At 63.9% G+C, this 21364-nt stretch carries 23 protein-coding genes; 11 read left to right on the top strand and 12 right to left on the bottom strand.

Features of this window, described 5'->3' with window-relative positions; translation table 11 throughout:
- Position 1 precedes the first annotated feature (1 nt).
- Entirely contained in the window at positions 2 to 790 is a 789-nt protein-coding gene (locus tag ACFSQT_RS27015; RefSeq protein WP_379023892.1) for a lysophospholipid acyltransferase family protein, read from the bottom strand.
- A 121-nt stretch (positions 791 to 911) separates the two neighbouring features.
- Entirely contained in the window at positions 912 to 1814 is a 903-nt protein-coding gene (locus tag ACFSQT_RS27010; protein WP_379023890.1) for a LysR family transcriptional regulator, read from the bottom strand.
- A 121-nt stretch (positions 1815 to 1935) separates the two neighbouring features.
- Between ACFSQT_RS27010 and ACFSQT_RS27005 the strand changes: the two genes are divergently transcribed.
- Both ACFSQT_RS27005 and ACFSQT_RS27000 read left to right on the top strand, forming a co-directional pair.
- Positions 1936 to 2406 carry a nuclear transport factor 2 family protein gene (locus ACFSQT_RS27005; RefSeq protein ID WP_379023888.1) on the top strand — a complete coding sequence of 157 codons (471 nt, stop codon included), beginning with the start codon at positions 1936 to 1938 and terminating at the stop codon, positions 2404 to 2406.
- A 25-nt stretch (positions 2407 to 2431) separates the two neighbouring features.
- A complete protein-coding gene (locus tag ACFSQT_RS27000; protein WP_379023886.1) occupies positions 2432 to 3055 on the top strand; it encodes a pyridoxamine 5'-phosphate oxidase family protein in 624 nt (207 codons plus the stop codon).
- Positions 3056 to 3059: 4 nt separating this feature from the next.
- Here ACFSQT_RS27000 and ACFSQT_RS26995 read toward each other — a convergent pair whose 3' ends face one another.
- The 3 genes from ACFSQT_RS26995 to ftsE all read right to left on the bottom strand — a co-directional run bounded on the left by ACFSQT_RS26995 (position 3060) and on the right by ftsE (position 5565).
- Positions 3060 to 3785 (bottom strand): YdcF family protein, encoded by a 726-nt coding sequence (locus ACFSQT_RS26995; RefSeq protein WP_379023884.1) that lies wholly within the window; start codon positions 3783 to 3785, stop codon positions 3060 to 3062.
- 132 nt (positions 3786 to 3917) lie between these two features.
- A complete protein-coding gene (locus tag ACFSQT_RS26990; protein WP_379023882.1) occupies positions 3918 to 4913 on the bottom strand; it encodes a cell division protein FtsX in 996 nt (331 codons plus the stop codon).
- Positions 4906 to 5565 (bottom strand): cell division ATP-binding protein FtsE, encoded by a 660-nt coding sequence (gene ftsE / locus ACFSQT_RS26985; protein ID WP_010911739.1) that lies wholly within the window; start codon positions 5563 to 5565, stop codon positions 4906 to 4908. The genes ACFSQT_RS26990 and ftsE overlap by 8 nt, the downstream gene beginning before the upstream one ends.
- A 192-nt stretch (positions 5566 to 5757) precedes the next feature.
- Here ftsE and ACFSQT_RS26980 point away from each other — a divergent pair, with 192 nt between their 5' ends.
- The 3 genes from ACFSQT_RS26980 to ACFSQT_RS26970 all read left to right on the top strand — a co-directional run bounded on the left by ACFSQT_RS26980 (position 5758) and on the right by ACFSQT_RS26970 (position 7416).
- Positions 5758 to 6402, top strand: a complete 645-nt coding sequence (locus tag ACFSQT_RS26980) for a hypothetical protein (protein ID WP_379023880.1) — start codon at positions 5758 to 5760, stop codon at positions 6400 to 6402.
- Between the two features lie 24 nt (positions 6403 to 6426).
- On the top strand, positions 6427 to 6969 hold the full coding sequence (gene hpt / locus ACFSQT_RS26975) for a hypoxanthine phosphoribosyltransferase (RefSeq protein WP_111544273.1): 543 nt from the start codon (positions 6427 to 6429) through the stop codon (positions 6967 to 6969).
- 75 nt (positions 6970 to 7044) lie between these two features.
- Entirely contained in the window at positions 7045 to 7416 is a 372-nt protein-coding gene (locus ACFSQT_RS26970; RefSeq protein WP_379023878.1) for a response regulator, read from the top strand.
- Here ACFSQT_RS26970 and ACFSQT_RS26965 read toward each other — a convergent pair whose 3' ends face one another.
- Entirely contained in the window at positions 7417 to 8364 is a 948-nt protein-coding gene (locus tag ACFSQT_RS26965) for a DMT family transporter (RefSeq protein WP_379023876.1), read from the bottom strand.
- Positions 8365 to 8563: 199 nt separating this feature from the next.
- Between ACFSQT_RS26965 and ACFSQT_RS26960 the strand changes: the two genes are divergently transcribed.
- On the top strand, positions 8564 to 9427 hold the full coding sequence (locus ACFSQT_RS26960; protein ID WP_379023874.1) for a LysR family transcriptional regulator: 864 nt from the start codon (positions 8564 to 8566) through the stop codon (positions 9425 to 9427).
- 59 nt (positions 9428 to 9486) lie between these two features.
- On the opposite strand, the gene ACFSQT_RS26955 is transcribed toward ACFSQT_RS26960, so the two are convergent.
- From ACFSQT_RS26955 to ACFSQT_RS26945, 3 genes are all read right to left on the bottom strand, one after another.
- Positions 9487 to 9858 carry a glyoxalase superfamily protein gene (locus tag ACFSQT_RS26955; RefSeq protein ID WP_379023872.1) on the bottom strand — a complete coding sequence of 124 codons (372 nt, stop codon included), beginning with the start codon at positions 9856 to 9858 and terminating at the stop codon, positions 9487 to 9489.
- Between the two features lie 56 nt (positions 9859 to 9914).
- Positions 9915 to 12500 carry a TIGR02302 family protein gene (locus ACFSQT_RS26950; RefSeq protein WP_379023870.1) on the bottom strand — a complete coding sequence of 862 codons (2586 nt, stop codon included), beginning with the start codon at positions 12498 to 12500 and terminating at the stop codon, positions 9915 to 9917.
- 116 nt (positions 12501 to 12616) lie between these two features.
- Positions 12617 to 13558 carry a threonine/serine dehydratase gene (locus tag ACFSQT_RS26945; RefSeq protein ID WP_379023868.1) on the bottom strand — a complete coding sequence of 314 codons (942 nt, stop codon included), beginning with the start codon at positions 13556 to 13558 and terminating at the stop codon, positions 12617 to 12619.
- 51 nt (positions 13559 to 13609) lie between these two features.
- On the opposite strand from ACFSQT_RS26945, the gene ACFSQT_RS26940 reads away from it, so the two are divergent.
- Positions 13610 to 13912 (top strand): ArsR/SmtB family transcription factor, encoded by a 303-nt coding sequence (locus ACFSQT_RS26940; RefSeq protein ID WP_379023866.1) that lies wholly within the window; start codon positions 13610 to 13612, stop codon positions 13910 to 13912.
- 34 nt (positions 13913 to 13946) lie between these two features.
- Here ACFSQT_RS26940 and lysA read toward each other — a convergent pair whose 3' ends face one another.
- The 3 genes from lysA to argH form a co-directional block, all read right to left on the bottom strand.
- Positions 13947 to 15215: a diaminopimelate decarboxylase gene (gene lysA, locus ACFSQT_RS26935; protein ID WP_379023864.1), complete on the bottom strand. Its 1269-nt coding sequence runs from the start codon at positions 15213 to 15215 to the stop codon at positions 13947 to 13949.
- Positions 15216 to 15276: 61 nt separating this feature from the next.
- Positions 15277 to 15483: a lipoprotein gene (locus ACFSQT_RS26930; RefSeq protein ID WP_379023862.1), complete on the bottom strand. Its 207-nt coding sequence runs from the start codon at positions 15481 to 15483 to the stop codon at positions 15277 to 15279.
- A gap of 116 nt (positions 15484 to 15599) precedes the next feature.
- Positions 15600 to 17000, bottom strand: a complete 1401-nt coding sequence (argH, locus tag ACFSQT_RS26925; protein WP_379023860.1) for an argininosuccinate lyase — start codon at positions 16998 to 17000, stop codon at positions 15600 to 15602.
- Between the two features lie 35 nt (positions 17001 to 17035).
- On the opposite strand from argH, the gene tlpA reads away from it, so the two are divergent.
- From tlpA to ACFSQT_RS26905, 4 genes are all read left to right on the top strand, one after another.
- The gene (gene tlpA, locus ACFSQT_RS26920) at positions 17036 to 17722 is read left to right on the top strand and encodes a thiol:disulfide interchange protein TlpA (RefSeq protein WP_379023858.1); all 687 of its coding nucleotides are present in this window, start codon (positions 17036 to 17038) and stop codon (positions 17720 to 17722) included.
- Between the two features lie 310 nt (positions 17723 to 18032).
- A complete protein-coding gene (locus tag ACFSQT_RS26915) occupies positions 18033 to 19385 on the top strand; it encodes an extracellular solute-binding protein (RefSeq protein WP_379023856.1) in 1353 nt (450 codons plus the stop codon).
- Positions 19386 to 19543: 158 nt separating this feature from the next.
- Positions 19544 to 20428, top strand: a complete 885-nt coding sequence (locus ACFSQT_RS26910; RefSeq protein ID WP_379023854.1) for a carbohydrate ABC transporter permease — start codon at positions 19544 to 19546, stop codon at positions 20426 to 20428.
- Positions 20429 to 20435: 7 nt separating this feature from the next.
- Positions 20436 to 21350 (top strand): ABC transporter permease subunit, encoded by a 915-nt coding sequence (locus ACFSQT_RS26905; protein WP_379023852.1) that lies wholly within the window; start codon positions 20436 to 20438, stop codon positions 21348 to 21350.
- Positions 21351 to 21364: the final 14 nt, after the last annotated feature.

Below are 21364 nucleotides of genomic sequence, written 5' to 3'. Positions count from 1 at the left end.
TTCAGGCTTTCGCGCCCAGTTCCCGCAACCGCTTGATTGCCGTTGGCGGCAAGGCCGGGGGGTTGGGCGCGCGCGATGCCTCAATGAGAAGCTGGTCACAGGCAGCCTCGGTATCCCCGATCAGTCGGGCCATGAATTCGTCCTTGCCCAAGCCCGGCGGGATCGGCGGCAGGAACCGCGCCTTGATCGTGCCGGGGTAGCGCAGGAATTTGCGGCGCGGCCAGTAGAGACCGGCGACATGGGCGACCGGCACCACCGGAACGCCAAGCTGCGAATAGATCTCGACGATGCCGTATTTGTAGGCCGGCTCGTCGCCCGGCGCGCGGCGCGTACCCTCGGGATAGATGATCAGCTGGCGTGGGTTGCGCGCCATTTCCTGCCTGGTCGCGGCGACCACCGCCTTCAACGCCTTCGAGCGGCTGCCGCGGTCGACCGGGATCATGCGCATCTTCATGATGTACCAGCCGAAGAACGGGATCCAGGTCAGCTCCCGCTTGAGGATGTAGAGCGGGTCCTGGAGGTAGGGGAAGAAGGCGATGGCGTCCCAGAAAGACTGGTGCTTGGGCGCCAGGATGAAGGAACCTTCGGGCAGGTTCTCCTGGCCGGTGATGTCGTTCCTGGTCCCGGCAATCTTCTCATAGAGCCACATGCAGCTGCGCGACCAGAATTTCGGCACGAACCAGGCGCGGTGCCGGGGCGACAGGAAATAGTAGGGGGTCCAGAGGATCATCTGGATGATCAGATTGACGTAGAAGACGAAATTGAACGCCAGCGATCGGATATAGAGCATGCGGGAGGCCCGGTGAGGAGGTGTGCGTTGGTTACACCAAGCGCGGGGAAAAAGGAAATGGCCGCAAGGCACTCTGATCGGCGAAGACGTATGGTCTGTCGATCGGTGGGGGCCAGTTCAGCTACGTCAATCGGGCCAGCCGCTCCTTCAGACGCGGGGCGGCGAAATCGAGAAACGCGCGCAGCTTGACCGGCAGCAGGCCGTGGCCGGCATGCACCAGGCTTACCGGCCATGGCTCGGGCTCGAACTCCTGCAGCAGGACGCGCAGCGTACCTGACCGCTGCGCGGCCTCGATCTGGTAGGAAAGCACTTTTGTCAGCCCGACGCCGGCAATCGCCGCATCGATGGCCGCCTCGGCGGTGTTGACCTGAAGCCGCGAGCGGACCTGAACCGGAACTTCAGTCCTGCCTCTGGTGAAGCTCCACGCGGCGGCGGAAGCAAGTCCCTCAAAGGTGATGCAACTGTGTGTTTCCAGATCCTCTGGGGTCGTCGGCGTGCCGTGTTCGGCCAGATAGGCCGGGCTCGCGCAGACGACGCGGCGGATCGAGCCGACGCCAATGGCGACCAGGCTCGAATCGGGCAACCGGCCGATGCGAATGGCGAGGTCGAAATGGTCTTCGACCAGCTGGGTTATGCGATCTGCCAGCGTCAGGCGGATGTCCACGTCGGGATAGGCCGCGAGAAAGCCGGTGACGACCGGCAGAACGTGCAGGCGGCCAAAGACGACCGGGGCGGTGATGGCCAGTTCGCCGGTCGGCGCGCTGTATTCGCCGGCCGCCGTGCGTTCGGCCTCGCCGACCTCATCGAGGATGCGACGGCAGGCGGCAAGATAGGCCTGGCCGGCATCGGTCGGCGTCAGCCGGCGCGTCGAGCGGTTCAACAGGCGTGTGTTCAGATGCCGTTCCAGATCGGAAACCTTGCGGCTGACCGTCGCCAGCGGAATGCCGAAACGGCGAGCCGCAGCGGAAAGGCTGCCGGCCTCCACCGCGGCGACAAAGAGCGACATGGCCTCGAGACGATCCATAGCTTCTTCCGAAAAATGGAAGGACGGATTGCGAATATGCCATCTGCATTTGAAGGATGGAAGGCTTTATATCGGGTCCTTGGCCTGCCTGCGGCATGGCCTCGACAAGCAAGGAGCCACCATGTCTGAAAGCCGGCCGCCGCTGCCGCCGTTCACAGCCGAGACCGCCGCGCAGAAGGCGCGCATGGCGGAGGATGCCTGGAATTCACGCGATCCGGCCCGGGTCGCGCTTGCCTACACAATTGATAGCCGCTGGCGCAACCGCGCCGAATTCCTGCAAGGCCGCGATGCCATCCAGGGTTTCCTGACGCGCAAATGGAGCCGCGAACTCGACTACCGGCTGATCAAGGAGGTCTGGGCCTTCCACGGCAACCGCATAGCCGTGCGCTTCGCCTATGAATGGCACGACGACAGTGGCTCATGGTTCCGCAGCTATGGCAACGAGAACTGGGAATTCGACGAACACGGGCTGATGCGCCTGCGCATCGCCAGCATCAACGACCTGCCGATCGGCGCGGCGGATCGCAAATATCACTGGCCGCTCGGCCGGCGCCCGGACGACCACCCGTCATTGTCGGAACTCGGGCTCTAGGATCGTTGCGGGCAAGGAGGATTTCATGAACGCCCATGCTTTCACCAGCGACGTCGCCTTCACGCCGACGGTCAAGGCGATCCAGGCCCGCAAGGGTTCACGCCAGTCCTATGCCCGCGTCGAGGAGCGTGGCGGCTGGCAAGCCGCCATCACGCCCGATCTTGCCGCCTTCATCGAGGTGCAGACCAGCGTCTTCCTGTCGACGGCCAATGGCGATGGCCAGCCCTACATCCAGCATCGCGGTGGCCCTGCAGGCTTTCTCAAGGTGCTGGATGAACACACGATCGGCTTTGCGGATTTCTCCGGCAACAGGCAGTTCATCACGCAGGGCAATCTGGCCGACAACCCGCGGGCCTTCCTGTTCCTGATCGACTATGCCCACCGGCAGCGCATCAAGCTCTGGGGCTCCGCGCGGGTCGTGGAAGGCGACGCCGAACTGATGGCGAGACTGATGCCGCAGGACTACAAGGCGCGTCCCGAGCAGGTCATCCTGTTCACGGTTTCGGCCTGGGACGCCAATTGCCCGCAGCATATCCCGCAGCGGTTCGAGGCGGCCGACGTGGCGGCGGCGCTCGGCGAACGGGACAAACGTATCGAGCGCCTTGAACAGGAGGTCGCACGCCTCAAGGGGATTTCCGCCAAGGAATGATGGTTCAGCCGCCGGCCGCGGTTTCGGCCAGCGCGATGCCGTCGGGCGTCGGCTTCATCGGCATGATGCCGCGCGCCAGCGCGAGCAGATATTTGTTGTATTCGGTGAACAGCACGCGCAGCGCCCGCGGCTTGGTCAGCCAGCTGCCATTGTCGAGGTTGGAGTTGACCACCGGATATGGCTCAAGCTTGGCGCCATGCAGCAGTCGGCCCATCTCGAGCAGGCTGCGCGGCATGTGATAGTTGTTGGTGACGAGGATCACCGTGCCATAGGCGTGGCTCTCGACCCATTTGGCGCTTTCCTTGGCATTGCCGATCGTGTCCAGCGCGGCGCGGTCGATATCGACGCAACAGGAGAACAATCGCTTGTCGCCGCCGATCGCCGCCTGCAGCTGGCGGCGGCTGGCAGAGGGATGCACGCCGCTGATCAACAGCCGCTCGCCCTTGCCGGACGCCAGCAGATCCATCGCGGCGTCAAGGCGGGACTGGCCGCCGGTCAAAACGATGATCGCGTCGGCCTTGGCCGGATTGGCGGGCGTCGTCAGATGGCTGACCTTGTTGGCGAACCAGCCAAAGCCGCCGGCAAACAATGTTGCGAGTATGAGCAGGGAAAGCGCGGACAGGCGCAGAGCAGTTTTTAGGCGGCCGAACTTGCCATGGTCGCGCGAACGGGCAGCCACCACTGGCATCTGCCCAGCCGTCCCGGTCGACTCCTGCGCGTCCATCGCCATATGGTTAACCCTGAAATGCGGCCTTGGGTAGTTGAAAGACGCACTTTGCGTTACGCCAATTCTCCATCCGTGATCACCCTGCTTTTATCGATCTGATTGTTCCGACCTCGTCCTGCTTTTGAACGACGTGGATTAGCCGGCATCCGGCTGGCGGACATCGATATCGCTGAGATAGGCGACGACGGTGGCATGGGACGTCGCGGCTGTCAGTCCGCCGATCACCAGCACCATGAGAACGACGCCGAGATAGCCAGCCGAACCGATGGCGAAATTGCCGAACAGGGCGGTCGCCTGGTCTGCCTGCGGTGTCGCCATGTTGCGCGACGACCACCAGGAAAAGACGATGAACACGAGCACTGCCGCGGCTCCGCCGGCAGCGGCACCCTTCATGCCGGTGACCAGGAAATGCCGGCGGAACTCGCGCGCGATGAAGCGCGCCTCGGCGCCGACGAAATGCAGCACCTCGATGATGTGGCCATTGCCGGCCATGGCGCCGCGTGTCGCGAACACCACGGTCAGCACCGTCGCCGACAGCATCAACGCCAGCACGGCGATGCCGATGGTCACCGTCGTGCGGGCCATGGCCACCAGCCGGTCGACCCAGGTGCGGTGATCGTCTAGCGACGCGCTCGGCAATTTCGGGGTGATCGCGGCGCGCATGGCGGCGAAATCGGGCGGGCTGTTTTCATCGATGGTGACGATGATCAGGCGCGGCACCGGCAGCTCGTCGATGTTGAGGCCAGAGCCCAGCCACGGCTCCAAGAGCCTCGCGGTCGCCTCGCGATCGATGATCCGGGTTGCCTTCACACCGGGAAATTCGCCGGCCATCTGCGAGGCCTGGGCCAGGGCGGCCTCCATGTCGAGGTCGTCGACCGGCTTGATCTGGATCGTCGCCTCGCGCGAGATCTGGTTCTCCCAGACCGAGGCGGTGTCGCGCACCAGCGTCACCGCGCCAAAGGTCAGGCAGGACAGGAAGGTCATGATGGCGATGACCAGCACCAGCGCCCGGCCGGCGATGTTCTGCGCCGGCACGATCGGCGCCATCCTGCGCTGAACACGCGGTCTTGCCTCGGCCGCCTCGGCGTCCTGCCCCCGCACTTCGAGATGTTCGGCGGACAGCTCAGTCATAGATGTCCAGCCTTCCGCCGGCCAGGATCATGCGGCGCGCGTCGACCTGTTCCATCAGGCCAAGGTCGTGGGTCGCGATCACCACGGCGGTGCCCAGTCGATTGAGCTCGATGAACAGCCGCAGCAGGCGTCGCGCCAGCGGCGGATCGACATTGCCGGTCGGCTCGTCGGCCAGCAGGATCTCCGGCTGCTCGATCAGCGCACGCGCGATCGCGGCACGCTGCTTCTCGCCGCCGGACAGAACCGGCGGCAGCACATGCATGCGCTCGCCCAGCCCAACCCACTTCAACAGCTCGGTGACATCGGTGCGGTAGCTCGCCTCCTCGCGCCCGCGCACGCGCAACGGCAAGGCCACGTTCTCGTAGGTGGTCATGTGGTCGAGCAAGCGAAAGTCCTGGAACACCACGCCGATGCGTCGCCTGAGATGCGGCAGTTCGGTGCGCGAGATGCGCGAGCGGTCCTTGCCGAAGATGGTGATCAGCCCGCGCGTCGGCTTCAGCGACATGAACAGCAGGCGCAGCAAGGTCGTCTTGCCGGCGCCTGAAGGCCCGCTCAGGAACTGGAATGAGCGCTCCGGGATGTGCAAGGAAATGTCGCGGAGGATTTCCGGACCCATGCCATAGCGGAGGCCGACATTTTCGAAGCGAATCAATTTCGACGACCTGAAATTCGTGGCGGCAGCGAGCCAGCCTGTTCTGGGAAAAGACCATCGGCCGGCATGGTTAACCGGCGGTTAATTCCTGGGCTTTTTCGGCTCGTCACGAGGGCTCCGGTGGGGAAGCGTTAACCATTTATGTTTACGCAAAAGAAACGAAAAGCGAACACGTGCCGCAATGCTGGGGCCATGATGGCTGAAGATAGAACCGCGCGCCCGGTTTCCGGCGAAATCATGACCGATCCAGCGGCAATTGCCGCAACGGACCGGTTCATACGTGGTCCAGCGGTCGACATCGTCGACGCCGACTACGTGGTGATGCCGCGTCTTGTGCCTGCCGTGGAAAGCGCTTCGCCGCCGCCGCGTGCAATCGTCACGCCGTCCATCGAGGGCATGGACATGCTGCGCAAGCCCGACGCCCCGGCGGAGCGGCCGCCGGCCTCGCGCGGCGGGCCGATTTTCTGGATCGCCGGGATTGGCGCCGCTTTGGCCGCCTTCTGGGTCTCCGGCGGGCATGCGCTGCTGCGCCAGGCGCCGTTCCTGCCCGGTGCGCAGGCGTCGGCACTGAGCATTTCAGGCGTCACGTCACGCGTCGACGCCTCCGGGCCGAACCCCGTGCTGTTCGTCGATGGCGAGGCCACCAATGACGGAGCGAAACCAGCACCGCTGCCGCCGCTCGAAATCCGGGTGACCGGCAATGACGGGCGCACGGCCCGCTATAGGTTGGGGACATCCGGTCGTTCGTTGCTGTCGGGTGAAAGATTCGGCTTTGCCAGCCGGCTCGACGTGCCTAGAAACGGCGTAAGGACCGTATCGGTCACTTTCGCGCAGTAGGCGATCACCGGGGAAGAACCACCAATGCCCATCGTACGCGGCAAGGACATCGAGGTCCTGTTTTCGGCATCGGCGATCGCACGGCGCAATCTTGAGCTGGCCAAGGAGATTGCCGGCCACGACTACCACGATCTTCTGGTGATCTCGGTGCTGAAGGGCTCTTTCATTTTCGCTGCCGACCTGATTCGCGCTATGCATGATGTCGGCCTGTCGCCCGAGGTCGAATTCATCTTCATTTCCAGCTACGGCGCCGGCACCACCAGCGGCGAGGTGAGGGTGCTGCGCGACATCGACAATGAGGTGGCCGGGCGCGACGTGCTGTTGATCGACGACATTCTCGAATCGGGCAAGACGCTGAGCTTCACCCGTGACCTGATGCTGTCGCGTGGCGCCAAGAGCTGCGCCATCGCCGTGCTGCTCGACAAGCGCATGCGCCGCCAGACCGCACTCAACGCCGACTATGTCGGCTTCGACTGCCCCGACTATTTCGTCGTCGGCTACGGTATGGACGTTGCGCACGCCTTTCGCGAACTGCCGTTTGTCGGCGTCGTCAAAGGCGATGTGTGAGCGACTTCCAAAAAGGCATACCGACCCTCCGCGCCTTCAGGAAAAGTCAACTTTTCGCCGCCAAATATGCTGGCCATGGCAAAGCTTCTGATCGTCGAGGACGATGAGTCCGTCCGCACCCTGGCCGCCCGCGCACTTGAACGCGCCGGGCATGCGATCGATATCGCGGCAGACGGCGCGCAGGGGCTTTCGCTGATCCAGGCCGCAAAAGGCGGCTATGATCTCGTCGTCTCCGACATCCGCATGCCGGAGATGGACGGTATCGAGATGGCGATTGCGGCGGCAGCACTCTTCCCGTCGATGAAGATCATGCTGATGACTGGCTATGCCGATCAGCGCGAGCGCGCCGAGGAGTTGAACGGCATTATCCTCGATGTCGTGCAGAAGCCGTTTACGCTGGCCGAAATCCGCGCGCGCGTCGAACGGGCGCTGATCTGCTTCGCCTGATCAGGCCGGATCGGGGGCGGCGAGCACGGGCGAAGCGCTCTTGCGCCGTTCTGAGTTGAGGGCGAGCAGGCCAGCGCCGATGATGAGCGCCGCGCCGATCACGGTCGTCGACCGCGGCACCTCGGCGAAGAACAGGAAACCCCACAGCGGCGACCACAGGATGCCGGTGTATTCGAAAGTGGCGACGCGGTTGGCCGGTGCCATCCGGTAGGCCTGCGACAGCAGGATCATGCCGGCGGAGGCAACGAAACCGCAGGCCGCCATCTTGAGAAAATCGGGCAGCGTCGGCGACAGCCATGGCCGCACCAGGAATTCCAGGCTCGGGTGGACCGCGTGGGTGATGCCGGCCAGGTGAAACGCGCCGGCAACCACGGCAGCGCCAACTAGGTAGGCGCCGTTCTGATAGAAGGCCATGACGGTGGACGATTCCGTATCGCCGATCTTGCGGGCCATCAGCTGCGAAAAACCGTAGAGCGCCGCCGAGCCCAATGACAGCAGCGCCGCCCAGTCGAACAGCCCGGCACCGGGGCGCAGCATCACGAGGACGCCGAACAGTCCGATCAGCACGGTCGCCAGCGTCTGCCAGGAGACGCGCTCGCCAAGATACGGCCCGGCCAGCACCATGATGAACAGCGGCGCCATGAAATAGAGCGCCACCGCGTCGGCCAGCGGCAGCGCGGCGATGGCCAGATAATACACCGTATAGGAGGTGAACTGGATAAAGGCGCGCATCGTCAGCATGCCGAATCGCTTCGACAGGATCGCTGGCAAGCCGACATCGGCGTGGACGAGAACAATCAGGATCGGCAAGGCGACGATCGAGCGGATCGCCATCACCTCGGTTACCGGATAGCCGCTCGACACGGCTTTGACGAGCGGATCCTGCAGCGAGAAAACGAGCACGCCAAGGCACAGGCTCAGGATGCCAAGCACCATCCGGTTCTGCATGTGCCTTCCGGGCTCCCCGCAAGCTAAAAAGAACCCGCCACCGTTTCGGGCAGCGGGCATGAGTGAGGACTCTTCGAATTGGTCCGCGGCCGATTTCGCAGCCGCATATCCATGGGTGAGGCAACTATCGTCCGGCGTTTGACATGTTGCAAACGAATTGGAATGATATCAGCGATCAAATTCCCTTATGGCGGATTTCATGCGACCGAACCTCGACAGTGACCTCCTGCGCACCTTCGTGGCTGTTGCCGAGGCCGGCAATTTCACCAGGGCGGCCGAGCAGGCAGGCCGCACCCAGTCGGCGGTGTCGATGCAGATGAAGAAGCTGGAGGACCTGATCGGCGACAGCCTGTTCGAGCGCGGTTCGCGCGGCGTCGCGCTGACACGGCGCGGCGGCGAACTGATCGTCAACGCTCGCCGCATCGTTTCGCTGCTCGACGAGACGGCGGCGTCGATGGCGGCGGCGCCGCTGGGCGGGCCGGTGCGCATCGGCATTCCGGAGGAATATGGCCACGCCATCCTGTCGCGCGCGCTCGGCGCTTTTTCGAAACGCCACACACAGGTCGAGGTCACCGTGCGCTATGCGCATTCGGGAGCGCAGATAGCGGCGCTCGCCGCCGGCGAACTCGATCTGTGCGTGGTGTTCGAATGGCAGGATCCGTCCGGCGGCGAGGTGCTTATGCACGATCCGACCGTGTGGGTGACATCGACCCTGCATCACATGCATGAGGAGCGGCCCGTCCCGATCGCGCTCTACAACCGGGCCGGCTGGTGCAAGGATTTTGCCGTCAAATCGCTGGAGCAGCGCGGTCTTGCCTACCGTGTCGCCTATACGAGCGACACCACCGGCGGCCTCAAGCTCGCCGTCACCTCCGGGCTGGCTATCGCGCCTATCTCACGCAGCAACATCCCGGCCGGCTGTCGCGAACTGACGTCCGCGGACGGGTTCGGCGACATCGATGCTTCGAATGTGGTGATGCATCGCAACCCGAATGCCTCCGGCGAGGCGATCGACGGCATGCAGGAGGCAATCCGCGAGGCGTTCGTCAACAGGCAGATTTAGTGGATGTCCCCCAAAAGTGCGCAGCGGTGCTGGGATAACGACATGCACAAAACGAAGACTCAGCCGGTCGCATCCTCGTAGAAATGCAGCCGATTGCCGAACGGATCGGCAACCGACACCTCTCGGCTCTTCCATGGCGTCTCTTCCAGGCCCGGCCTGGCGAAGCGGAAGTTCTTGCCGATCAGTTCGCGATGAAGTGCCGCGATGTCCTCGACCTTGATGCGCACGGCAATGCCAGGCGCGCCATCGCCGTGGTGCTCGCTGAGATGCAGCACGCAACCGTCACGGCCGACCGCTATGTAAAGCGGCGCGTTGTCGTCGAAGCGATGCTCCCATTGCACCTCGAAGCCGAGGAAGCCGACATAGAATTCACGCGCCTTGGCAATGTCGAAGATGCGCAGGATGGGCGTGACAGTGCCAAGTTTCGGCATGGTGCTGCAACCGTTCGAGAGGGTTTTCGGGCAGGTTGGAGGCGGGGTTGCAATCCCTATTTCAGCTCGAGCAGCCGTTCCAGATAGCTGCGTTCGATGTCGGGGCTGAGCGCATTGCCGAGCCGCTTGCGGATCGCTTCCAGAATCTGGCGCGCGCGCTGCACGTCGATCTCGTCCGGCACCTTCACCGAATCGCCGAAGTCGGGGCCCTGGCTGGCGCGTGGCCGGCCGAGCGGGTCACGGTCGGCGTTCTGCTGGCGGCCGCCTTCCTCGCTGCCGCCCTGGTCGCCCTGCATGGCCTGCATCTGCTTCATCATGTCCTTGGCTCCCCTGCGCAGCGCTTCCAGCGCCCGGCCCTGGTGGCCGACCGCCTGGTCGCCGTCGCCTTCGCCGAGCGCCTGTTCGGCATTGCCCATGGACTTGCCGGCCTCGCCGAATCCCTCATTGGGCTCCATGCCCATGCCTTCGAGCCCCTTCTTCAGTTGTTCGAGGTCGCTTTTCAGCTGGCCCTGGCCCTGCTGCAGCTGCTTCAGCGCATCGGCGAATTCCTGTGGTGTCATCGGCTTCGGCTGGCCATCCTCGCCGGGCTTGCCGTTTTCGCCCGATTGACCTTGCTCACTGTCCTGGCCGAGCTGCTCGTCGCGGTTCTGTCCGCGCTGGCGCTCGCCGCGCTGCATCTGGTCCATGCGGAAGGTGTCGTTCATCATCTCCTGCTGGCGCCGCAGGATCTCGCCGAGCTTGTCCATCTGCTGGCGCATCTCGCTATCCTGCTGGCCGCCTTGCTGCTGTCGGCCGGCCTGGAGATTGTTCATCATGTCCTGCAGTTGCGACAGCAATTGCTGCGCCTTGTCGCGATCGCCCGACTTCGCCAGGTTCTCGATCTGGTCCATCATGCGGTCGATATCGCTCTGGCGCAGTTCCTGGCCATTCTGCTGCATCTGCGGTGCGTTGGGATTCTGCTTGGCGCGTTCGGCGAATTCCTGCAGGAACTGGTTCATCGCCTCGCGCAGTTCCTTCATCGCCTTTTCGATTTCCGCGTCGCTGGCGCCGTTCTTGATGGCGTCCTGCAGTGCCTGCTGCGCCTGGCGCAGCCGCTTTTCGGCGGCCGAGAGATTGCCTTCCTCGATGCCGAGCGCGATTTCCCAGAGATAGGACACCTCATTGCGCAACTGGTCGTCATTGACGGCCATCTTCAGCCGGCTGCGGGCACTCATGATGGCGAGGTAGTGGGACATGTTGTCGAACGTGTCCTCGGGCCGCAGCGTGATCGCGTCCATCAGGTCGAGCACGCGCGGCTTGGCATTGGCGTCGAGCGCCAGGAGGCGACGCTGCTCCATCACCGCCCGCGCCAGCGGATTGGCGAACGGCCGCTGCGGCATCAGCAGCGTCTTGGTCACGCTCGATGCGGTGTGCCCGGCATCGTCGGTGGCGACGAGCGTCAGCTTGATGCTGCCGCCGGCCCAGACATGCTCGGTCAGGTCCTTCGTCGTCCTGGCGGCGTTCGACTTGCCGCCGCGGCGCGGCAGCGACAGCGGCATTTCAGGTGGACCATAGAGCGGATGCGCATTGGGCGCCTGCGGATCGGCGAGCGCAAAAACCGCCTTGGCGTTGGCTGCGCCATAGTCGTCGTCGATCTGGTAGTTGAGTTCGAAGGCTCCGTTGGCGGCGCGCTTCGGCTCGCCGACGAAGCCGATTTGCGGCGGCTTGTCCGGCATGACCGCGAAGGCCCAACGGCCGAGCGAGTTCTCGCCTGACGTCAGCGTCAGCGTGCCGTCGCCGGTCAGCTTGCCGGTGAACTGGCGCACCTTGGACGGCGTCGCCGGGCTTGCCGCCGGCTTGGCGGTGGCCAGCGGGCCGGCCGGATCGATGGCGCGGGAATTGCCATTCTTGTCGGCATAGGCGAGCGTTTCCTCGCCCGAGCCGCCGGTCACGCGCAGCGACACGTCACTGCCTTCGGGAACGGTGAAGGTCGGCGTCGTCTGGTTGGCGTCGGCCGTCAGGAAGATCGGCGGCTTGCCGGTGTAGGCCGGCGGCGTCACCCAGGCGTCGATGCGCGGCGGCACGGCATCGTGCGTGCCATGGGCATTGAACCCGTCAGATATCCTGCCGCCCGTCGGACCGAAGGAGAAGGCAAAGGCGGTGACGAGCAGAAGTGCGGCCACCGCGCGCAGCGCCCAAGGGTCGCGCTCGGGCACACGTGTACGCGGCAGGTCGGCGCCAAGGCTGTCGAGCTTGCCGGCCATGCGCTTCTGGTGCTCGCGCCACAGCGCTTGCGAGAAGCTGCTTTCCCTGCCGCTTGGCCGGTCGGTCTGCACCAGCACCGGGCTGTGCAGCAAGTTGTTGGCCGCCTCGATCCGGCGGTCGACCTCGGCTGCGCCCGGCATGCGGAAGAAGCGCAGCGGATAGAGCGCGGCCAATGCCGCCACGCCGAACGCGGCGACCAGGCCGATACGCACCATGTCCGGCAGCCGCGAGAAGATGCCGAGCCAGGAGACGCTGAGGAACAGGCTGGCGATGATGACGAGCGGAAGCAGCAACGGCCAGCCACGCTCGACCATCATCGAGACCCGCGTCGCCAGCCGGCTCAAGGCAAGGCGCCCGGCCAGGCCGCGATCGCTGCTGAAGGTGGGTCTTTGCGTCATCGGCCTTCCATGGGGCGGGCAGGATAGCCCAAGCCTCACGAGTCAGAAGAATACCAGCAAACACGGCAAAGGCGAGGCAGTTTGAAAAAACGTGAAGCCGGCCGTGATGGTTGCAGTCAGAAGGTTGCCGGGTTCGCATTCGCCCCGCAGACCAGCACGGCGACGCGTTCGCCGGGCGCCGGCGCATAGCGCCCGGACAGGACCGCCGCGAAGGCGGCCGCACCACCCGGCTCGGATATGATACGCACCCGGTTCCACAGCGCCTTCTGCGCGGCGATGATGTCGTCGTCGCTGACCAGGATCGAACGTTCGACGAAGGCCTCGGCGATCGGGAACATCATTTCGCCGACGCGCTTTGGCGCCAGCGAATCGGCGGCGATGCCCTCAGCCGGCGCGTCGACGGGGTGGCCGGCCTCGAAGGCGCGGTAAAGCGTGGGCGCGCCCTCCGGCTCGACGGCGATGATGCGGATGCGGCCGGCAAACCAGGCGGCGATGCCGCCGATCAGGCCGCCGCCGCCAACGGCGACCAGCAGCGTGTCGATCCGAGGCAGGTCGCTCTCGATTTCCAGCCCGAGCGTGCCCTGGCCGACCAGTGTCTCCTCCTGGTTGAAGGCATGGATCTGCAAGGCGCCGGTTTCCTCGGCGAAGCGTTCGCTGGCGGCCAGCGCCTCGGCGTAGCGGGCGCCGCCGACAATCAGCTCGGCGCCGTAGTTGCGGATCCGTTCCAGCTTGGCCGGCGGGCTCACTTCGGGAACGAAGATGGTCGCCTTGTGGCCAAGCCGCATGGCCGCATAGGCGACCGCGGCGCCATGGTTGCCGCCCGATGCGGCGACGACACCGGCCTTGGGCACCGCGCGCTCCAGCAGGTTGGTGAAGGCGCCGCGCGCCTTGAACGAGCCGGAATGCTGCAGGCATTCGAGCTTCAGGTCGACCGCCAGCGGTGCGCGGTCGAAGTCGGCCATGTCGACGCGCAACACCGGCGTATGGCGCACATAGGGCCGAATGCGCGGTTCCATCGCGGCGATGCGTTCGCGTGTGACGGTGTTGCCGTTCGTCATGGGCGATCTCCCTGGGATTGACAGCAATTAGTAACTTGGCAAAATGGCTAAATGCAAGAGGTTGATGTCTTCAAGGCGATCGCCAGCGAGCGCAGGCTGCAGATCCTCGACTGGCTGAAGGATCCCCGCGCACATTTCCCACGCCAGGCCGACGGCGATCTGGTCGAGGACGGCGTCTGCGCGCTGTTGATCGCCGAAAAGCTCGGTATCACGCAAGCGACGCTCAGCGAGCATATGCGCGTGCTCACCCAGGCCGGCCTGCTGCGCGCCAAGCGCATCAAGCAATGGACGTTCTACCGCCGCGACGAGGACAGGATCGCCGACACCAGGGCGCTCATCCAGAACCGGCTGTAGCGCCGCCGTCCGGGAGTTTCGGACCGGGCAGCGGCTATGCGAGCCAGTCGGGTACCGAATCCAACCCGATCAGATCGTCATAGGTCAGGCGGGGGCGCACGATGTGGAACCGGTCGCCGTCGACCAGCACCTCCGGCACCAGCAGGCGGGTGTTGTAGGTGCCGGCCTGCACCGCGCCATAGGCGCCGGCGGTGGAAACGGCAATCAGGTCGCCGGCCTTCAGCCTGGGCAGGTCGCGGTCGAGGCCGAGATAGTCACCGGTCTCGCAGACCGGGCCGACCACATCGACCATCATGCGCGGCGTGTCGGCCGGCGACTGCACCACCGGCCGAATGTCGTGGAAGGCATCGTAGAGCGTCGGCCGGATCAGATCGTTCATGGCGGCGTCGACGACCAGGAAGTTCTTGGCGTCGCCCTCTTTCACGAAGATCACTTCGGAGACGAGGATGCCGGCATTGCCGACGATCAGCCGGCCGGGCTCGAACATCACCTTCAGCCCGAGCTTGGTGACATGCTTCCTGACGATCTGCGCATAGGCGTCGGGCAGGGGAGGCGGGTTGTTGTCGACGCGGTAGGGAATGCCGAGGCCGCCGCCGAGATCGACATGCTCGATGGCATGGCCATCGGCGCGCAGCGCGCCGACCAGATCGACAAGCAGGGCGAAGGCGTCGTCAAAAGGCTGCAACTCGGTGATCTGGCTGCCGATATGGGTGTCGATGCCGGTGACCTTGAGGCCGGGAAGCTGTGCCGCGCGGGCGTAGACCTGACGCGCCCGCTGCCACGGGATGCCGAACTTGTTCTCGGCCTTGCCGGTGGAGATCTTCTTATGGGTCTTGGCGTCGACATCGGGATTGATGCGCAGCGAGATAGGCGCCACCTTGCCAAGTGCCGCGGCACGCGCCGACAGCAGCTCAAGTTCAGGCTCGGATTCGACATTGAAGCAAAGGATGCCTGCGGCAAGGGCAAAGTCCAATTCGCGCGCGGTCTTGCCGACACCCGAGAACAGGATCTTGCTTGCCGGGATGCCGGCGGCCAGCGCCCTGCGCAATTCGCCTTCCGACACCACGTCGGCGCCGGCGCCGAGCCTGGCCAGCGTCCGCAGGACAGCTTGGTTGGAATTCGCCTTCATGGCGTAGCACACCAAGGCGTCGAGCCCGGCAAAGGCCTGGGCAAAGACCCGGTAGTGCCTGGTCAGGGTGGCCGTCGAATAGCAGTAGAACGGTGTGCCGACCTGTGCGGCGATGTCAGGGATCGCCACGTCCTCGGCATGCAGCACGCCGTCGCGGTAGTCGAAATGGTTCACGAGAGTGGTTCCGGAAAGTTGGAGCACGATGAGACCGGGACTAACCCGGGTGCCATCGGCTCTAGATCAGCGGGTCGAGGAAGAACTTCTTGTCCACGACCGGTTTTTCCGGCTCCGGCGGCACGGGCTGGTGCGCTTTCGAGGCATCCTTGCGTGCCTGGACGGCTGCCTCATAGGGCGTATCGAGGCCGCCCCTCCTGCCGCAGGCCGAGACGGCCGCAATCGCCACCAGCAGCGTCAGCGTCACCAAAATCCTGCTTCCGGTCATCGATCCATCCGTCCGAAACTTTTGCCAGCCGCCGCTTTTAGCCGAGTTCTCAGCGTATTGCACCCCGGATATTGCTGTCGCAATATCCGGGGTATTGCTGGTCGCAATATCCGGCATCACGCCTTTGCGATGCGCTTTTTCCAGCCGCGGATCTGCTTGCGGACTTCCGACGGCGCGGTGCCGCCGAAACTGGTGCGGCTCTTGACCGAGTTCTGCACCGCGAGCACCGAAAATATGTCCGCCGTGATGCCGGCATCGATCGACTGCAGGTCTTCCAGCGAAAGCTTTTCCAGCCCCACCTTCTTCTCTTCGGCCAGCGCCACCGCCCGGCCGGTGACATGATGCGCCTCGCGGAACGGCAGGCCGAGCGTGCGCACCAGCCAGTCGGCAAGGTCGGTCGCAGTCGCGTGGCCGGAGCCGGCGGCCTTTTTCATCGCCGCTGCGTTGACCGTCATGTCCGAGACCATGCCGGTCATCGCCGCCAGCATCAGGTCGAGCGTCTCAGCGGCATCGAACACCGACTCCTTGTCTTCCTGCATATCCTTGCCATAGGTCAGCGGCATGCCCTTCATCACTGTCAGCAGGCCGACAAGATGACCGTTGACGCGGCCGGTCTTGCCGCGCACCAGTTCGGCGGCATCGGGGTTCTTCTTCTGCGGCATGATCGACGAGCCGGTGGAAAAGCTGTCCGACAGCCTGACGAAGCCGAATTGCGGCGTCGACCAGATGATGATCTCCTCGGCCAGTCGCGACAAATGCGTGGCGCAGATCGCCGCCATGCCGAGGAACTCCAGCGCGAAATCGCGGTCCGAAACGCTGTCCAGCGAATTGCGCATCGGCTCGCGGAAGCCGAGCGCCTTTGCGGTTCCATGACGGTCGATCGGGAAGCTGGTGCCGGCAAGTGCCGCGGCCCCGAGCGGGCTTTCGTCCATCCGTTCGATGGCGTCGCGGACCCGCGACAGGTCTCGCGAAAACATCTCGACATAGGCCATGCAGTGATGGCCGAAGGTCACCGGCTGCGCCGCCTGCATATGGGTAAAGCCCGGCATCACGGTCGCCGCGTGCTCCTCGGCCCGCTCCAGCAGCGCCCTGATCAGCCCTTTCAACGCCTCGGCGACGCGAAAGCACTCGTCCTTGACCCACAGCCTCAGGTCGACCGCGACCTGGTCATTGCGCGAGCGGGCGGTGTGCAGCCGGCCCGCCGCCGGCCCGATCAGGTCGGCAAGGCGAGCCTCGATATTCATGTGGATGTCTTCCAGTCGGGTCGAGAACTCGAATGTGCCGGCCTCGATCTCTTTCAGGATCGTGTTCAGCCCGTGAGCGATTTTTTCTTGATCGCCCGCCGAAATAATGCCCGTTTGCGCCAGCATCTCGCTATGGGCGATCGAGCCTCGAATGTCTTGCGCATACAGTTTGCGGTCGAACGAGATCGACGCGTTGATCGCTTCCATGATCGCGGCCGGACCCGAGGCAAAACGTCCGCCCCACATCTGGTTGCTGGTCTTCTTATCGCTCATGGCTATAACCCGTGCTTCGGAGCAGTTTTGAGAAAATGGCAGACGGTAATAGATTCTTCCCGGCCCCGCGCCTGATCCTCGCTGCCTTGGTGGCGGGCGCGCTGGCCGGCGCGGTCGCGGTATATGTCAGCGAGAGCCGGTCTGGCAATAACGCCGAGCGCCAGGTGGCTGTCGGCGACAGCAAGGACGATGTCGCCTGCGCCGCCAAGAGCGACCGCGCCAGGAAGATCGCGGCCGCGGCCACCGGCGAGGTCGCCGCGCTGTTGCCGGCCGATCCGCCGCAATCGTTGAAGAACCTTGCCTTTAACGGGCCGGACGGCAGGCCGATGACGATGGCCGACCATGTCGGCAAGACGGTGCTGCTCAATCTGTGGGCGACATGGTGCGCGCCCTGCCGCGCCGAAATGCCGGCGCTCGACGCGCTGCAGAAGGAAAAGGGCAGCGACGTCTTTCAGGTGGTCGCCGTCAATGTCGATGCCGGCGACGATGTGAAGCCGAAGAAGTTCCTCAGCGAGATCGGCGTCAAGACGCTCGGCTACTACCGGGATTCGACGATGGCGCTGTTCAACGATCTCAAGTCGCGCGGCCTGGCGCTCGGCCTTCCCGTCACCATGCTGATCGACGGCGAAGGCTGCCTGATCGCCCATATGAACGGCCCGGCCGAATGGTCGGGGCCGGACGCCAAGCGGCTGGTCGAGACAGCGCTCAAGCCCGAAAGCTAGGCTCTGTTCATACCCAGTGCGGGCGCGGGTGCGAACCGTCACACCATGCGACAACGGCGAGACAAGCATTTGGCTTATCTTAGCCGGTTAACTACAGCGGCCTTGCCGCCAGTCTTCGGCGCCCTAGGTACCTGGGGCGCCGATATGACGGTTTCATTTCATGTCGGCGCAAGCCGTCGAGGGAGGAGAGACGGGCTGTCCACAGGCCTGAAAAGGCACAACAGAACTGTCACATACTTTCTCTAAGAGACGGCCCCGGGGACCTGCGCAACGATCCTTGAAACGAGCCACTCAACAGGGAATGAGATTCATGTCGATGATCAAAAATGGCCTGGCGGCTCTTGCCGCCGGCGCAATCAGCGTTTCCATGGCGCTGCCAGCGGCTGCCGCGCCCACCAAGTTCGATTTCTGGTTCGGCCTGTCGGGCGACCTCGCGCGTGTCGTCGACACGCTTTGCAAGAACTTCAACGCCTCGCAGTCCGACTATGAAGTCGTCTGCACCAGCCAGGGCAATTACGACGCCACGCTGCAGAACACCATCGCCGCCTTCCGCGCCGGCAAGCAGCCCGCCGTGGTCCAGGTCTATGATGTCGGCACCGCCACGATGATGCTGTCGGGCGCCTACAAGCCGGCAGACAAGCTGATGGAAGAAAACGGCTACAAGATCGACTACGCCGACTATTTCCCCGGTATCGCGCGCTACTACGCGACCTCGAAGGGCGAGATGCTGTCGTTCCCGTTCAATTCCTCGACGGCGCTGATGTACTGGAACAAGGACGCCTTCGCCAAGATCGGCAAGACCGAAGCGCCGAAGACCTGGGAAGATGTCGGCGCCGACCTCCAGGCGATGAAGGAAGCCGGCTACGAATGCCCGATGGCGATCAACATCTCGGCCAACGAAAGCTGGCAGCTGATGGAACAGTTCTCGGCCATCCACAACCAGCCGATCGCCACCAAGAACAACGGCTATGATGGCCTCGACGCGCGTCTGGAAGTCAACAAGACCAAGTTCGTCCAGTACGTCACCGACCTCAAGAAGTGGTATGACGCCGGCCTCATCAAGATCAAGTCGAAGGATCTCGGCCAGGACATGGTCCAGGCTTTCGCCTCTGGCACCTGCCAGGTCATCATGACCTCGGTCGGCGATCACGGCACCGTCGGCAAGACCCAGAAGGAAGGCATGAACTGGGGTGTCGCCGAACTGCCGGCCTATGCCGGCACCGAGCGCAAGAATTCGCTGGTCGGCGGCGCTTCGCTGTGGGTTCTCTCCGGCAAGTCGGATGCGGAATACAAGGGCGCGGCCGCGTTCCTCAACTTCATCCATGACCCCAAGACCGCGTTGTTCTGGTCGACCAACACCGGCTACATCCCGGTGACCAAGTCGGGCTTCGACTACATGAAGTCCAGCGGCTTCTATGACAAGGCGCCCTTCAAGGGCCGTGAAACCGCGATCGCCAGCCTGACCGCTTCCGAGCCGACCGAAATCACCCGCGGCATCCGGCTGGGCAACTTCACCCAGATCCGCGCCGAGTTCGGCACGCAGATGCAGGCGATCTTCGCCAACAAGGTCAGCGTCCAGGAAGGCCTCGATACGCTGGTCAAGAATGGCGATGCCATTCTCGACCGCTTCCAGCAGACCTATCCGGGTAAGACCCTGCCCTGATAGCCGAACTTCCCTGGCCGCCCGCCGGTCTTGTCCGAGCATGATCTTTTCCGAAACCGGCTCCACTTCTTCGGGATCTTGCTTGGGTCGACGGGCGGCCATTTCGTTACTAGTCTCACCTTTGCTCTAAGAGGCCGCTGAGCGGCGTCGGCGGACCGATGGAAAAACGCGTTACCTTCAGCAAGTGGACGATCGGCATCCTTTTCGCGGTGCCGCAGCTCCTCCTGATCTTCACGTTCTTCTACTGGCCGGCCGGCCAGGCCGTGTACTGGTCGTTGACGCTGCAGCAGCCCTGGGGCGGCGGCAACATCTGGGTCGGGCTCGACAATTTCCGCTCGATCCTGTCCAACGCCGATTATTGGAATTCGATCTCCGCCAGTCTTGTTTTTGCCGGGATCAGCACCGGGCTTGCAATGTTCATCGCCCTCGTGCTCGCTGCCTTGACCGACCGCCAGCTTGCCGGTTCGCGCTTCTATCGCGTGGTGCTGATCTGGCCTTACGGCATCGCCGCTCCGGCGCTGGCAATGGCGTTCCGCTTCATCCTAGCGCCGGAAGCCGGCTTCATGGCCGTCGTCAACCAGGTCTGGCCCGGCTTCTGGGACCCTGGCCTTGATGGCGCCGATGCCATGGCCTCGATCATCATCGCCTTCTCATGGAAATATGTCGGCTATAACTTCATCTTCTTCCTCGCGGCGTTCCAGGCCATCCCGCGTTCGCTGATCGAGGCGGCGGCGATGGACGGCTCCGGCGTCGTCAGGCGTTTCTGGGACATCCAGTTCCCGCTGATCACGCCGACGATCTTCTTCCTGCTGGTCATCAACATCACCGAAAGCTTCCAGGATTCCTTCGGCATCGTCGACATCATGACGTCGGGCGGCCCGGCCAACGCCACCAACCTGATGGTCTACAAGATCTATTCCGACGGCTTCAAAGGGCTCGACTACTCGGGCGCCGCCGCGCAGAGCATCATCCTGATGCTGCTCATCGTCGTGCTGACCATTTTCCAGTTCCGCTTCATCGAGCGACGCGTGCACTACAGGTGAGGCCGACATGGTAGAGCGCACGCCTTTCCTCAATTTCTTCACGCATGTGATCCTATTCGTCGGCTTCGTGCTTTGCATCGCGCCGTTCGTGGTTGTCACCATCGCCGCGTCGCACAATCTCAAGGATGTCAACGATGTGCCGATGTCGCTGCTGCCGGGCAGCGACTTCTGGCTCAACATCAAGACGGCGTGGACGACCGCCGACCTCGGCCCCAAGCTTCTGAACAGTTTCATCATGGCCGCCGGCGTCGCGGCGGGCAAAGTGATGATCTCGGCGCTCACCGCCTTCTCGATCGTCTATTTCCGCTACCCCGGCCGCACCTTCATCTTCTGGCTGATCTTCGTGACGCTGATGCTGCCGCTGGAAGTGCGCATCGTGCCGACCTATGCAGTGGTCGCCAACGTGCTGTCACCCTATCAGACCATCCTCGACCTGACCGGCCTGACCTGGCTGATCGAGAGGGTCTCGGGCGTGCAGGTTTCGCTCAGCCTCGGGCTGCTCAACTCCTATTCCGGACTTATCCTGCCGCTGATCGCGACGGCAACCGGCACCTTCCTCTACCGGCAGTTCTTCCTGACGGTTCCGGATGAACTGACCGAGGCCGCGCGCATGGACGGTGCAGGCGCCCTGCGCTTTTTCATCGACATCCTGCTGCCGCTGTCGCGCAACAACATGGCGGCGCTTGGAACCATCATGTTCCTGTGGGCATGGAACCAGTATCTGTGGCCGCTGCTCATCACCACCGACCAGTCGCATGCGACAGCGGTCACCGAACTCAAGCAGCTCATCCCCAATGTCGGCGGTATTCCCGAGTGGAACATCGCCATGGCCGGCACGCTTATCGTCATGCTGCCGCCGCTGATTGTCGTGGTCGCCATGCAGCGCTGGTTCGTGCGCGGCCTGATCGCCACCGAAAAATAACAAGGAGACGGCCG

It is taken from the genome of Mesorhizobium calcicola (assembly GCF_042682105.1).
Lineage (GTDB): Bacteria > Pseudomonadota > Alphaproteobacteria > Rhizobiales > Rhizobiaceae > Mesorhizobium > Mesorhizobium calcicola.
This window is presented reverse-complemented; position numbering and strand designations above follow the sequence as displayed.